Source organism: Azospirillum sp. B2RO_4 (genome assembly GCF_051124815.1).
Lineage (GTDB): Bacteria > Pseudomonadota > Alphaproteobacteria > Azospirillales > Azospirillaceae > Azospirillum.
Genome location: NZ_CP118490.1, coordinates 156,022 through 169,420, shown reverse-complemented (window position 1 = coordinate 169,420; position 13,399 = coordinate 156,022). Strand labels below are relative to the sequence as shown.

Annotated in this window: 11 protein-coding genes; 1 reads left to right on the top strand and 10 read right to left on the bottom strand. The window is 69.4% G+C overall.

What is annotated here, in order from left to right; genetic code table 11:
- Positions 1-18: 18 nt before the first annotated feature.
- From PWS46_RS26885 to PWS46_RS26850, 8 genes are all read right to left on the bottom strand, one after another.
- A complete protein-coding gene (locus PWS46_RS26885; protein WP_434625075.1) occupies positions 19-1,416 on the bottom strand; it encodes a formimidoylglutamate deiminase in 1,398 nt (465 codons plus the stop codon).
- A 22-nt stretch (positions 1,417-1,438) separates the two neighbouring features.
- Positions 1,439-2,398 carry an agmatinase gene (locus PWS46_RS26880; protein WP_434625074.1) on the bottom strand — a complete coding sequence of 320 codons (960 nt, stop codon included), beginning with the start codon at positions 2,396-2,398 and terminating at the stop codon, positions 1,439-1,441.
- Between the two features lie 53 nt (positions 2,399-2,451).
- The gene (locus tag PWS46_RS26875; RefSeq protein WP_109157419.1) at positions 2,452-2,871 is read right to left on the bottom strand and encodes a RidA family protein; all 420 of its coding nucleotides are present in this window, start codon (positions 2,869-2,871) and stop codon (positions 2,452-2,454) included.
- A gap of 106 nt (positions 2,872-2,977) precedes the next feature.
- Complete coding sequence (locus tag PWS46_RS26870) at positions 2,978-5,107, bottom strand: dipeptide ABC transporter ATP-binding protein (protein WP_434625071.1); 2,130 nt, start codon at positions 5,105-5,107, stop codon at positions 2,978-2,980.
- A gap of 1 nt (position 5,108) precedes the next feature.
- Entirely contained in the window at positions 5,109-5,984 is an 876-nt protein-coding gene (locus PWS46_RS26865; RefSeq protein WP_434625069.1) for an ABC transporter permease, read from the bottom strand.
- A 1-nt stretch (position 5,985) separates the two neighbouring features.
- Entirely contained in the window at positions 5,986-6,942 is a 957-nt protein-coding gene (locus tag PWS46_RS26860; RefSeq protein ID WP_434625068.1) for an ABC transporter permease, read from the bottom strand.
- A gap of 65 nt (positions 6,943-7,007) precedes the next feature.
- A complete protein-coding gene (locus tag PWS46_RS26855; RefSeq protein ID WP_434625067.1) occupies positions 7,008-8,510 on the bottom strand; it encodes an ABC transporter substrate-binding protein in 1,503 nt (500 codons plus the stop codon).
- Between the two features lie 292 nt (positions 8,511-8,802).
- Positions 8,803-10,212 (bottom strand): MmgE/PrpD family protein, encoded by a 1,410-nt coding sequence (locus tag PWS46_RS26850; RefSeq protein WP_434625065.1) that lies wholly within the window; start codon positions 10,210-10,212, stop codon positions 8,803-8,805.
- 167 nt (positions 10,213-10,379) lie between these two features.
- Between PWS46_RS26850 and PWS46_RS26845 the strand changes: the two genes are divergently transcribed.
- Entirely contained in the window at positions 10,380-11,336 is a 957-nt protein-coding gene (locus tag PWS46_RS26845) for a LysR family transcriptional regulator (protein WP_434625063.1), read from the top strand.
- A gap of 44 nt (positions 11,337-11,380) precedes the next feature.
- Here PWS46_RS26845 and PWS46_RS26840 read toward each other — a convergent pair whose 3' ends face one another.
- Positions 11,381-12,181 carry an enoyl-CoA hydratase/isomerase family protein gene (locus PWS46_RS26840; protein WP_434625061.1) on the bottom strand — a complete coding sequence of 267 codons (801 nt, stop codon included), beginning with the start codon at positions 12,179-12,181 and terminating at the stop codon, positions 11,381-11,383.
- Complete coding sequence (locus PWS46_RS26835) at positions 12,178-13,395, bottom strand: CaiB/BaiF CoA transferase family protein (protein ID WP_434625059.1); 1,218 nt, start codon at positions 13,393-13,395, stop codon at positions 12,178-12,180. Before PWS46_RS26835 ends, PWS46_RS26840 begins: the two co-directional genes overlap by 4 nt.
- Positions 13,396-13,399: the final 4 nt, after the last annotated feature.

Genomic DNA, 13,399 nt, shown 5'->3' with positions numbered 1-13,399 from the left:
GTTCGTTCGGAATTTCAATCAGGCCGCGTGCAGCCGGTCGACGGCACGGCGCCAGCCGTCGCGGATCGCATCGGCATCGACATGCCGGCCGTCGCGAACCACCAACCGCCCGCCGGCCACCACGTCGCGCACGGGATTGCGGGCGCCGGCGAAGACATAGGTGTCGAGAAGCGTGTCGTCGCTTCGGCCGTAAAGGCGTGGGTCGTCAGGATCGAGCACGACGAGGTCGGCGCGCTGCCCCACCTTGAGTCCACCCGCCGGCCGGGGCAGGCCGAGCGCCTGCGCACCCCCGGCAACCGCCGCCCGGTAGAGCGATGCCCCGGTCGAGGCTCCCGGCCCTGGTGCCAGCAGGTTGCGCCGCCGCGCAGTCAGCCGCTGGCCGAATTCCAGCAGGCGCAGTTCCTCCGCCACGTCGATGACGATCTGGCTGTCGGACCCGATCCCGAACCGGCCGCCCTGCGCCAGGAAGTCGCGCGCCGGGAACAGCCCGTCGCCGAGGTCGGCTTCGGTCGTCGGACAGAGACCCGCCACGGCGCCCGAGGCCGCGATGCCCGCCACCTCCGCCGCGGTGACGTGGGTGGCGTGGACGAGGCACCAGTGTGGTCCCAGCCAACCGCGGTCGAGCAGCCACTCAACCGGCCGCCGCCCCGACCAGGAAAGGCAGGCGTCGACCTCCGCCGTCTGCTCGGCGACGTGGATGTGGACCGGGGCCGTGGGATCGAGCGCCGCCATTCCCTCCAACGCCGCCGCCATCGCATCGGGCGACACCGCGCGCAGGGAATGCAGGGCCAGACCGACGCGATGTCCACCGGGTGCCGCGCGGCAGGCGGCGGCGATGTCCAGCAGCCGGTCGGGGCTGTTGAGGAAGCGCCGCTGCCCCTCGCCCGCCGGCTGTCCGCCGAAGCCGCCCTGGGCGTAGAGCACCGGCAGATGGGTCAGCCCGATGCCGGTCGCGTCCGCCGCGGCCAGGATGCGCATCGACATCTCGGCCGGATCGGCATAGGGCCGGCCGTCGGGGGCGTGGTGAAGGTAGTGGAATTCCGCCACGGACGTATAGCCCCGCTCCAGCATCTCGGCGTAGGCCATCGCCGCCACCGCCTGGAGCCCGTCGGGGTCGATGCGGCGGACGAAGCCATACATCACCTCCCGCCAGGTCCAGAAGCTGTCCTCGGCCGGGCCGGTCCGCTCGGTCAGTCCGGCCATCGCCCGCTGGAAGGCGTGGCTGTGCAGGTTGGGCATGCCGGGGACCACCGGCCCGGCGGCCCGCTCCACCCCGGCGGGCGGCCGGGCCGTTCCGGGTTCGACGGTGGCGATCAGCCCCCGCGCATCGAAGCTCAGCAGCACGCCCGACGCCCAGCCGTCGGCCAGCAGCGCCCGGTCGCAGAACAGCCGGTCGAGCCGGCGCGCGGCGGTCATCGTTCCATGCCTCCCAGTCCCGTCACTTGGCGTCGAAATAGCCGGCCTGGATGGTCTTGCCGATCAGGTTGCAGATGATGCGGCCGGCGGTGATCGCGGTGATGCCGTTGAGGTCCTTCTTCGGCGTGATCTCCACGATGTCCATGCCGACGACGCGGCCCTTGGCGACCAGCCCGTGGATCAGCGTGCGGATCTGCGGATAGGTGACGCCGCCCGGCGCCGGGCCGTTGACCGCCGGCATGATGGTGGGGTCCATGCCGTCGGCGTCGATGGTCAGGTAATAACGGCCGCCGTCGGGAATGCGGTCGAGCACCGCCTTCATGCCGATGTCCTGCAACTCCACGTCCGGCACCAGCACCGCGCCGTAGGCAATCGCCGCTTCGACCTCTTCCGGCCGGGCGCTGCCGGCGGAGCGGAGGCCGATCTGGAAGATCTGGCCGATATGGTCCATTTCGGCGGCGCGGCGGATCGGGCTGGAATAGCCGTTGCGGGCGCCGTTCACGTCGTCGCGCCAGTCGAGATGGGCGTCGATGTGGACCAGGGTGATCGGCCCCTGGTCGTCATAGGCGCGCAGCACCGGGATCGGGATGCCGTGGTCGCCGCCGATGACGATGGGCAGCATGCCCTTGGCGAGCATCCGGCGCACCACCGCCTCGGCATTGCGGTAATGCAGGTCGAGGTCGCGGGCGTCGGCCTTCACGTCGCCACAATCCACCACCTTGATGTCCTTGCCGCCCAGCAGCGGGCCGCCGATGTCGAAGTCCCAGCGCTCCAGCTTGCGCAGCGCCCGCTCGGTGTAGCGGCGCACCCAGGTCGGGGCGTTGGTCTGGTCGTTGGTCACCTCGTCGATCGAATAGGGATCGCCGTAGGGGATGCCGAGGATGCCGATATGGCCGTCGAGCTGGTAGATGTCGGTGCAGATCGGGAAATCGAGGAAGCTTTGCAGTTCGCGGCGCGGCGGGTTGGTCAGGCTGGTGCTCATGGCGGCGGTTCTTCTTTTCGGTTGGCGGGACGGTCGGCGGTGGGACCGGAGCGTCAGGCGTCGGGGATCACCGCGATCGCATCGACCTCCACCACCCATTCCGGGCGGGCGAGCGCGCTGATCACGAGGCCGGTCGACACCGGATAGACGCCCTTCAGCCACTTGCCGATGGTGCGGTAGACCGGCTCGCGGTAGCGCGGGTCGGTGATGTAGACGGTGATCTTGCAGATGTGCTCCAGCGACGACCCGGCCTCTTCCAGCAGCATCTTGATGTTGGACATCGCCTGCTCGGTCTGGCCGGCGGCATCGCCGACGGCGACGCTTTCGCTGGTGTCGAGGTTCTGGCCGATCTGGCCGCGGACAAAGACCATGGTGCCGCGCGCGACGACGGTCTGGCACAGGTCGTTGTCGATCGACTGCTCGGGATAGGTCTTCTTGGTGTTGAACTGGCGGATGCGGGTGTGGACGGTCATGGCGGAAGCCCTGGTCAGGTTCGGGGTTGGGTAAAAAGGCAAGGGGGTGGCGTCCGGCGGTCCCCTTCGGGTGCGCCGGCAGGAAAGCTCTTCAGAAAAGGCCCGGTCAGTGCGGGGCGTCGCCGGCCAGTTCCGGGAAGACAGCGGCACGTTCGGCCAGCGTCGCCAGCGGGATGTGGCAGGCGATGCGGTGGCCGTCGTCCGTTCGGTGGACCGGCGGCGCCTGCTCGTCGCAGACCGCGCCCAGCTTGCGCGGGCAGCGGGCGGCGAAGGCGCAGCCCTGTCCGCCGGGGGCGGGGGCCGCGTCCTCCAGCAGGATTCGCGGCGCCTCCTGCCCATCCTCGGCCAGCCGTGGCACGGCGGAGAGCAGCGCCTCGGTATAGGGATGGTAGGGCGGGCGCAGCACGCGGCCGGTCGGACCCTCTTCGCAGATGGTGCCGCCATAGACGACCAGCACGCGGTCGGCGATGTGCGACACCACGGCGATGTCGTGGGTGATGAAGAGATAGGACAGCCCCATCTCGTCGCGCAGTTCGGCCAGCAGGTTCAGGATGTTGGCCTGGACCGACACGTCGAGCGCCGACACCGCCTCGTCGCAGACGACGAAGTCGGGATCGGTGGCGAGCGCGCGGGCGATGTTGACGCGCTGGCGCTCGCCGCCGCTCAGTTCGTGCGGATAGCGGTCGGCATAGGCGGACGGCAACCCGACACGGGTCAGCAGGCCGGCGACGGTCTTGCGCCGCTCTTCGGCGTCCGCCCGGCCGGCCAGCACCAGCGGCCGGTCCATGGCGTCCCCCACCGTCTTGCGCGGGTTCAGCGAGGCGGCGGAATTCTGGAAGACAAGCTGGGCGCGCCGGCGCAGATCCTGGTCGCCCTGCTGCACCCGCCGGGTCAGGTCGGCGCCGTCGAACAGCACGGTGCCGGCGCTGGGTTCGGTCAGCGCCAGCAGGGCGCGGCCGATGGTGCTCTTGCCGCTGCCGCTTTCGCCGACCACGCCGACCACCTCGCCGCGGCCGACGGTGAAGGACACATCCTCCACAGCCACCGTGCCGGCCCGGCGCAGCCAGGGGAGGATGGAGCGGTTGGCGCCGTAGATCTTGCGCAGATGATCGACCTCCACCAGCGGCGCGGTGGATTGAGCCGGGGCTTGCGGTGCGGGCTTGCGGGCTGCGGCCTCCTCGTCCGGCCAGGGGGTGCCGGCCAGGGCGTCGGCCTTCCAGCAGCGCACGCCGTCGCCGGCCGCGTCCGTCAGCATCGCCTGCGGCTGGCTGCGGCAGGTCTCCTCGGCGAAGGGGCAGCGCGGGGCGAAGACGCAGGCGGCGGGCGGCCCGGACAGCTTGGCGACCGTGCCGGGGATCGAGGGCAGGCGGTGGCGCCGGCCGGCGGTGATGCGCGGCAGGGCGGCGACCAGTCCTTTGCTGTAGGGATGGGCCGGGCGGGACAGCACGCGGCCGGTCGGCCCGGTCTCCACCACCAGCCCGCCATAGAGGACGGTGACGGTCTGGCAGATGCGGTTGACGATGCCGAGATTGTGGGAGACGAACAGCGCGCTGAGCCGGTGGCTGTCGCACAGCTTGGCCAGCAGGTCGATGATGCGGGCCTCCACCGTCACGTCAAGCGCGGTGGTCGGCTCGTCGAGGATCAGCAGCTTGGGCTCGCAGCCCAGCGCGGTGGCGATCAGCGCCCGCTGCTGCATGCCGCCCGACAGCTCGTGCGGGTAGGCGGCGGCGACGCGGCGGGGATCGCGGATGCCGACCTCCGCCAGCAGATCCAGCACCCGTGCGGCTGCCTGCCGGGGGGAGAGGCCCTTGTGTTGGATCAGTGGCTCGGCGATCTGGCGGCCGACCGTCAGCGCCGGGTTCAGGGAGGTGAAGGGGTCCTGGAAGACGGCGGCGATGCGGTCGCCGCGCAGCGCCCGGCGCTCCGGCGCGGACAGACGGCGCAGATCGGTGCCGTCGAACAGGATTTCGCCGGAGTCCACCCGGCCGCCCCCGCCCAGCAGGTCGAGGATCGCCATGGCGATGGTGCTCTTGCCCGATCCGGATTCGCCGACCAGACCCATCACCTCGCCGGGGCGGATGGCGAAGCCGACGTCGCTGGCGGCGCGCAGCGTGCCGCGGGCGTTGCCGTAGCTGATGGTCAGGCCGCGGACGTCGAGCAGCGGCGCCGGCTCTGGCGCACACGCCGGGGCGGTTGCCGGGGCGGCGGCCGGGCGGGCTTGCGGAGCGGTCATCATCTCAGTGCGCTCCCGTGTTGCGCGGGTCGAGCAGGGCGCGCAGCCCGTCGCCCAGCAGGTTGATGCCGATCACCGCGGTGGCGAGCGCGAAGCCGGGGCACAGCGCGATCCACGGTGCCTGCTCCACGAAGGGGCGCGCTTCGCTGATCATCAGGCCCCAGTCGGAGGAGGGCGGCTGCGCCCCCATGCCGATGAAGCTGAGCGAGGCGCCGAGCAGGATGGCGAAGACCACGCGCAGGCTGGCTTCCACCGCCAGCGGCGGCCAGATGTTCGGCAGGATTTCATGGAACAGGATGTAGGCGGCGCTCTCCCCGCGCAGGCGGGCGGCGGTGATGAACTCCTCCTGCATCAGCTCCAGCGTGATGGCGCGGGCCAGACGGACCACCTGCGGCACATAGACGATGCCGATGGCGACGATGGCCTTCCATTGCGCCGGCTGGGTGACGGCCAGCACCAGGATGCCCAGCAGGATCGGTGGGAAGGACATCAGCACGTCCATGGCGCGCATGATCGCCTCGCCGATGCGCCCGCCCTTGTAGCCGGCGATCAGCCCCAGCGGCACGCCGGCCAGCAGGCTCAGCGCCGTGGCGGCGACGCCCATCACCAGCGAGCTGCCGGTGCCGACCAGGGTGCGGCTGAACACGTCGCGGCCGAACTCGTCGGTGCCGAACCAGAACTCAGGGCCGGGCGGCTGCAGCCGGCTCATGATGTTCATTTCGTCATAGGGGTAGGGGGCGATCCAGGAACCGGCGACGGCGGCCACCAGCAGCGGAGCGAGCAGGACCAGTCCGACGATCAGCGAGACGGGCAGAGACGGCAGGCGCCGGCGCGGAGCCAGTTGGACGGGGGCCGGTTGGACGGGAGTCGCATCGGTCATGTCAGGCGGCCTTCATGCCGTGGCGGATCTTCGGGTTCACATAGGCGTAGAGCAAATCGGCGGTCAGGTTGGCGAGGCAGTAGGCGGCGGAGACCACCAGGATCGTCGCCTGGATCAGCGGCAGGTCGTGGCGCTGGATGGCGAACAGCAGCAGCCGGCCCATGCCGGGGTAGGAGAAGATCGTCTCGATCACCACCACACCGCCCAGGATCAGGCCGAAGTCGATGGCGAGCACGGTGATGGTCGGCAAAAGCGCGTTCTTCAGCGCATGGCGCAGGATGACCACCGATTCCGGCATGCCCTTGGCGCGGGCGAACTTCACGTAGTTGGTCTGCAGCACGTCGATCATGCTGGAGCGCGTCAGCCGGGCGATGCGGGCCAGCAGCATCAGCACCAGCGTGATGACCGGCAGCACCAGATGCGAGGCCCAGGGCAGGAAACCGTCGGAGAGCGGGGCATAGCCGCCGGTCGGCAGCAGCTTCATGTAGCTGCCGAAGACCAGCACCAGCACGATGGCCCAGAAGAAGTCGGGAACGGCGATGCCGAGATAGGAGACGCCGGAAACCAGCTGGTCGGTCAGCTTGCCGCGCTGCACCGCCGCCAGGACGCCTAGCCCGATGCCGACCACCGCCACCACCGCCAGAGCCACGACGGCCAGCACCAGCGAGCGGGCCAGCGCCTCCATCAGGATGGGGGCGATGGGCTGTTCCAGCACCAGCGAGCGGCCGAGGTCGCCGCGCAGGATGCCGGCCGCCCACTGCCCGTACTGGACGATCAGCGGCTGGTCTAGCCCCAGCTTGACCGCGATGGCGTCCACCACCTCCTTCGAGGCGAACTGGCCGGCGATCATCGAGGCGACGTCGCCGGGCATGGCCTGCGTCACCAGGAAGATCAGGACCGACATCACGGCCAGGACCAGCGCCAGATAGACGAGACGGGTCAAGGTGTAGGCAAGCATGGGCAGCATCCCCGGAAGGAGGAGGGAAACCGGCCGCCATGGACGCGGCCGGTTTCCGGTCGGCCTCAGTCGATCGACACGTCGCGCAGGTCGAGGAACATCATCGGGTGCGAATGGAACCCGTGAACCTTGGTGCTGAGGCCGTTGATGTGGTTGATGACGTAGGGGATGACGCCGGGCGAATCCTCCACCGCCAGCGCCTGGACCTGGCCGTAGAGCGACTTGGCCTCCTCATCGCTCTTCGCCTGACGGGCACTGTCGAGCAGCGTGTCCATCTTGGGGTTGGAGTAGTTCCACAGCGCGGTGTTCCACGACCCGTGCGAATGGTACCAGGGATAGACGGAGGTATCGATGGTCGGGCGGCTGAAGAAGCCGTCGATGTAGAAGCCGGCCTTGCCCTCGATGTCCTTCAGGAAGACGTCGAAAGGCACACGCTGGACATTGACGGTGATGCCCGCCGGCTTCAGCAATTCACGCACGGCGAGGCCAAGGCGTTCGCGGGTGGCGCGGCCGGCCGGCGTGTGCAGAGTGACCTCGAAGCCGTTGGGATAGCCGGCCTCGGCCAGCAGCTTCTTCGCCCCGGCCGGGTCGCCCTTGGCGATCTTCAGATCCTTGTTGTAGTAGGGGTGGCTCGGCGGAATCGGCGAATGGGTCGGGGTGCCGTTGCCGAACAGCGCGATCTGGGTGATCGCCTGCTTGTCGAGCGCCATCGCCACCGCCTTGCGCACGCGCGGATCGTCGAAGGGCTTCACCTTGTTGTTCATGATGACGCCGTCCCAGGTCGAGGTGGGGACGGAATCGATCTTGAGATTCGGGTCGGCCTTGACCTTGTCGATGGCCTCCAGCGGCAGGTTCCACACCAGATCCAGCTCGCCGGTGGTCAGCGCCGCCACCTGGGCCGCTGGTTCCGGCAGGATGCGCACCACCACCTCGTCCAGCTTCGGCAGGCCGGGTTCGAAATAGTTGGGGTTGCGCTTCAGGACGACGCGGTCGCCGGGGGCGAAGGAGACGAATTCGAACGGGCCGGTGCCGATCGGCTTGGAGGCCAGCGTGTCGACGGCGTCGCGCGGCACGATGCGCGCCTGCCGCTCGCCGAACAGCTCGGCGAAGCCGGCATAGGGGGTCTTCAACTGGAACTGGACGGTCAGCGGGTCCAGCGCCTTCATCGATTCCACGATCTCGAAATTGACGCGGGCGGTGGAGCCGGTCGCCTTGTCCTGGATGCGGGCGATGGTGGCGACGACGTCATCGGCCTCCAGGTCCTTGCCGTTGTGGAACTTCACGCCCTTGCGCAGGTGGAAGGTCCAGGTCTTCAGGTCGTCGCTGTGCTCCCAGCGTTCGGCCAGATCGGGTTTCACCGTCATGTCGTGGCCGATGACGGTCAGGCCGTTGAAGATCAGATAGGCGGCGACATACTCCTGGCCGCCCTTCATCTTGGCGGGGTCGAGCGTGTTCAGGTTCGAATCCACCGAAACCTTGAGCGTGCCCGCGGCCTGGACCGACATGGCCGTCCCGGACAGGAGGATGGCCGAGAGCACGGCCCGTGCCACCAAACGTCGCATCATCATGAAAGCCCCTCTGTTTGCCGGTCCTTAAGGGCGGACCTTGGTTTCCGCTTGATCGAAACGGTCTCACAGGGCCGCAGCCGGAGGAAAGGGCGGCGGGACGACGACAAAGCGGGCGACGGACGGACTAAAACTTAGGCAGCAAGTCGATCCGCATAGATTTTGTGCAGCGCACTCTCGATGAAACCGCTGGTTTTCCTATGTTTTCCGCGGATGGTTCGATGGCCCCGCTTGTTGAAAAAGCAGGCCGCCGCCGATGGGGCGGCATGCCCATCATGATCGATTTTCATCGACATCATGAACAGCTGCCATGGTGGGCAGGGTCGAACAGGCGGGACAGGTCGGACTCCGCCTCCAGCCGGCGCAATTTCCGGTGGAGGCGTTCCGCCCCAATCGGCCCGACGGCGCGGGCGGCGCAGGTCAGGAACTTGGCCGAATGCTCCGCCGCCGACAGCGGGCGGGCCACCGTGCCGCGTGCCGAGGCGCAGAAGCGGACGAAGCGCTCCCCCGACGTCGTCTCGATGCTCACCTCGGCACCTTCGGGTGCGGTGCGGGCGCGGTCGGGATCGGCGTTCCATGCCGGATCGGCCATCATGTGGACACGCCCGATGGCATGACGCAGCACCGGATCGGCGAGCGCCGCCTCATTCAGATGCTCCAGCGCCAGCGTTCCGTGCAGCATTGCGCAGGCCACCGCGAAAGGCAGGCTGAAGCGGGCCTCTCCCGATGTTTCCGGGCGGTCATAGGTCAGGTTGGCGGCCACCACCGGCGGGACCCGGCAGTGGATGGTCCGGATGTCGCCTGCTGTTAGCCCTCGTTCCGCCATCAGGTCGCGTACCGCGTCGATGGCGGCATGGGCGGACAGGCAAACCGGATAGAGCTTGGTGTCGATGCCGGGGGCGAGCAGGCGCCAGCGTTGGCCGAGCGCATCCAGAGCGGTCGGATCGAAGCGGCCGGCCGCAATCAGGCGGGCGAAACCGCGCGGATCCTCCACCACCGCATGGGGCACGGTCAGGCCCCGCGCCGCCAGCCGGGCGGCCCTCACTCCGTTCGCCGCGGCCTGCGCGGCAAGCAGCGGCTTGGCACCGGTGCCGAAGCAGGCGCGCAAGCCCCCGGTCCCGCACAGTGCGAAGGCGATGGCGTCGGCCGCCGTCCGTCCGTCCAGACCGAGGGCCTTCGCGGCGGTGGCGGCGGCACCGACGGTGCCGAACAGCGCGGTGGTCCACCAGCCGGCGTGATAGACCCCGTTGCCGACCGCCTCCGCCAAGGCATATTGCGCCTCCGCACCGGCGACGACGGCGGTGAGCAGATCGCTCCCCGTACCGTCGGCCGCCTCGACCATCGCCAGCGCCGTCGGCACCACGACGGCGGAGCCGTGGACGAAGCCGGCATAGCTGTTGTCGTCGAAATCCAGCGCATGGGCGGCAGCGACATTGGCGAAGGCGGCGCCCTCCGCGCACAGGCGGCCACCGGTCAGCAGACGCGATGGTCCCGCGGCATAGCTTTCGCGCGCTTCGTCCGCCGCCAGCCGAGCGGCTGCCTCTCCGGTCCCGGCGAGGGCAACCCCCAGCGTGTCGACGATGCAGTCCAGCGCGACGGCAGAGGCCGCTTCCGGCACATCACTTCGCCGCAGCCCGGCCACCCAATCGCCGATTTGCCGCGCGGCGGTGGCGGTGGCGGGAAGATCGTCAGGGGGCAGTGTCATGGCAGGGTCTCCGGCGGGAGTTGCAGGCAGGCTCCCAAGGCTGCCGCGAAAGCCACGGTTACCGGCAGTCGGAGAAATTTATCTCATGGTCTGCATGAGCGGCATTCATGAGAGCATCATGCATAAGATAGTATGCAATCGCCACCGACCCCGAAGATGGGAGCCCCATGCATCACCGCGACTTCGACCTGGGATCCTTGGAGGTGTTCGTCGCCGTTGCCGAGTTGGGAAGCATGACCCGCGCCGCCGGCCGGCTCGGGCTGACCCAATCGGCGGTGTCGCATGTGGTGCGCCAGCTGGAAACCGCCTTCGCCACCCAACTGCTCGACCGCAGTATCAGGCCCATGGCGCTGACGGCCGCCGGTCAGCGGCTTTGGCATTGGAGCAACCGCATCCTGACCGATGCGCGGCAATTGCCGGCGGCGATTGGTGGAACGGACGCGCCCTTCATGCCGGAACTGCGCATCGGCTGCATCGACACGCTGGCGGCGCCCTTCATTCCCCGGCTGCTTCAGCGGCTGCGCGACAATGTCCCGTCCTTCAGCATCGCGTCGGGGCTGTGCGGGCAATTGCGCGAGCAGTTCCTCGCCCGCCGGCTGGACGTGCTGTTCACCAACGACAGCTTCGACGATATGGACCAGGTGGACAGCCTGTGCCTGCTCACCGAACCCTTCGTGCTGCTGCTGCCGCGCAGTTGCCCGGAAGTCGTCGATGAAGCCGCCCTGCGGGCTCTGTCCCGGACGCTGCCGCTGATCCGCAGCACGACGGACAGCGCGCTCGGCCGGCTGGTGGATCAGCATCTGCGGCGTTTGGGCATGGAGGTGCCGCGCAGCTTCGCCTTCGACGCCACCGACACCGTGATGGCGATGGTGGCGGAAGAGATGGGGTGGAGTTTGCTTCCGCCGACCGCGCTGGTGAAGAGCCGTCAGCACCTGAACCATATGCGCGTGCTGCCGTTGCCGACCTCCGGGTTCCGCCGCTCGATCCATGTGGTGACCCGGAAGGGGGAGCTGGGCTCGCTGCCCGCCAACATCCACAAGGCGGGAGGCGCGGTCATCAAGCAGGGATATTTCACCGACGTCTTCGCGATCTCGCCCTGGCTCAAGCCGATGATCCGACGCTGAATGAACCGCGCCGGCCCCGCCTGAAGCGCGCTTCGTAGGCGGATCTATTCGCCGCGCCAGCGGGGTGGGCGCTTGTTCAGGAAGGCGTCCATCCCCTCGCGGAAGTCCGCGCTGGTGTAGCACATCACGATCAGATCCTCCCCGGTCCCCGGATCGCCGCCCTGGCGGAGCCGGCGCAGCGCCTCCTTGGTCGCCCGCAGGGTCAGCGGGGCGTGGGAGGCCACGATGCCGGCGAGCGTTTCGGCGCGCTCCGCCAGCGCCGCCGCGTCGGCGACGACCTCCGACAGCAGGCCGATGGCCTTCGCCTCCTCGGCCTCGATCAGGCGGGCGGTGAAGATCATCTCGGTGACGCGGGCGGGACCGATCAGGGCCGACAGGCGGGCATAGTTGTTCATCGACAGGCAGTTGCCCAGGGTGCGCGCGATGGGAAAGCCGAATTTGGCGTTCGCCGCGCCGATCCGCAGGTCGCAGGCGGCGGCGATGCCGGCCCCGCCGCCGGTGCAGGCCCCGGCGACCGCGGCGATGGTCGGCACCCGGCAGCGCTCCAGCGCTCCCAGCACCCGGTCGATCCGCGCCTCGTAGGCGAGCGCGTCCTCCGCCGTCGTGAAGCTGCGGAACTGGGAGATGTCGGTGCCGGCGGCGAAGGCCTTGTCGCCGGCGCCGGTCAGGAGCATCGCGCGGATGTCCGGGGTGTCGTCGACCTCGGCGCAGACCGACGCCAGCCTTTCGTACATGGCGAAGGTCAGGGCGTTGCGTGCCTGGGGCCGGTTGAAGGTGACGCGGGCGATGCCGTCGCGCACCTCGTAGAGCAGTTCGTCCGTCATCGTTCCATCGGTTCCGGTCATGCCACCACCCGTGCCCGTTCCATCGCCTCTATTGCGTCGTGATCGTAACCGAGTTCGGTCAGCACCGCCCGGCTGTGCTCGCCGAACGCCGGGGCCGGGCCGCGCACGCCGCCGGGGGTGCGGGAGAACTTGATCGGCAGGCCGAGCGTCTTCACCGGTCCGGCCCGGCTGTGCTCGACCTCCACCACCATGTCGCGGGCCAGAGTGTGCGGGTGTTCGTGCATGTCGGCGATGCTCAGCACCGGCCCGGCCGGGACGCCGGCCGCCTCCAGGACCGCCAGCCACTCGGCCGTGGTCCGCTGCCGCAGGATGGCGGACAGCAGCTCGTCCAGTTCCGCCAGATGGCGCATGCGGCCGGGGTTGTCGGCGAAGCGCGGATCGTCCTGCAGGGACCGCGCGTCCAGCGCCTCGGTCAGGCGCAGCCAGTTGGTCTGGTTGGCGGCGCCGATGTTGATCCAGCCGTCGGCGGTGGGGAAGGCCTGGTAGGGGCCGTTCAGCGGGTGGGCCGAGCCCATCGGACCCGGGCTGACCCCGGTGGCGAAGCGGATCGCCGACTGCCAGTAGGTGTGGATGATCCCCGCCTCGAACAGCGAGGTGTCGACCCGCTGGCCCTCGCCGGTGCGCTGGCGTTCGACCAGCGCCGCCATGACGCCCATGGCGCCCAGCAGCCCGGCGGTGATGTCGGTCACCGGGGCGCCGACCTTGACCGGCGGCCGGCCGGGGCCTTCGCCGGTGATGCTCATCAATCCGCTCATGCCCTGGGCGATCAGGTCGAAGCCGCCGCGGTCGGCCAGCGGCCCGCTGCGCCCGAAGCCGGAGATCTCGCAAAAGACGATGCCGGGGTTGATGGCACGCATCGCCTCGTAGCCGAAGCCCAGTTTCTCCATGGTGCCGCGGCGGTAATTCTCGATCACCACGTCGGCGCCGGCGATGAGGCGGCGCAGCACCTGCTTGCCGTCGTCGGTCTTCAGGTCCAGCGCGATGCCGCGCTTGTTGCGGTTCATCGCCATGTAGGCGGCGGATTCGTCGTTGATGGTCGGCGGCACCATGCGGCGGCTGTCGTCGCCGCCGGGGATCTTCTCCACCTTCACCACGTCGGCGCCCATGTCGGCCAGCATCAGGCCGCAGACCGGGCCGGCCATGATGTGGGCCAGCTCCACCACCTTGATGCCGGCGAGCGGTCCGCCCGTGCGCCGTTGTTCCGTATCGGCCATCGCT

Coding starts and splice junctions, on each gene's coding strand:
- PWS46_RS26855 (WP_434625067.1), bottom strand. CDS start 8,510: ATGATGATGCGACGTTTGGTGGCACGGGCCGTGCTCTCGGCCATCCTC.
- PWS46_RS26840 (WP_434625061.1), bottom strand. CDS start 12,181: ATGACCGGAACCGATGGAACGATGACGGACGAACTGCTCTACGAGGTG.
- PWS46_RS26845 (WP_434625063.1), top strand. CDS start 10,380: ATGCATCACCGCGACTTCGACCTGGGATCCTTGGAGGTGTTCGTCGCC.
- PWS46_RS26870 (WP_434625071.1), bottom strand. CDS start 5,107: ATGATGACCGCTCCGCAAGCCCGCCCGGCCGCCGCCCCGGCAACCGCC.
- PWS46_RS26880 (WP_434625074.1), bottom strand. CDS start 2,398: ATGAGCACCAGCCTGACCAACCCGCCGCGCCGCGAACTGCAAAGCTTC.
- PWS46_RS26875 (WP_109157419.1), bottom strand. CDS start 2,871: ATGACCGTCCACACCCGCATCCGCCAGTTCAACACCAAGAAGACCTAT.
- PWS46_RS26865 (WP_434625069.1), bottom strand. CDS start 5,984: ATGACCGATGCGACTCCCGTCCAACCGGCCCCCGTCCAACTGGCTCCG.
- PWS46_RS26835 (WP_434625059.1), bottom strand. CDS start 13,395: ATGGCCGATACGGAACAACGGCGCACGGGCGGACCGCTCGCCGGCATC.
- PWS46_RS26850 (WP_434625065.1), bottom strand. CDS start 10,212: ATGACACTGCCCCCTGACGATCTTCCCGCCACCGCCACCGCCGCGCGG.
- PWS46_RS26885 (WP_434625075.1), bottom strand. CDS start 1,416: ATGACCGCCGCGCGCCGGCTCGACCGGCTGTTCTGCGACCGGGCGCTG.
- PWS46_RS26860 (WP_434625068.1), bottom strand. CDS start 6,942: ATGCTTGCCTACACCTTGACCCGTCTCGTCTATCTGGCGCTGGTCCTG.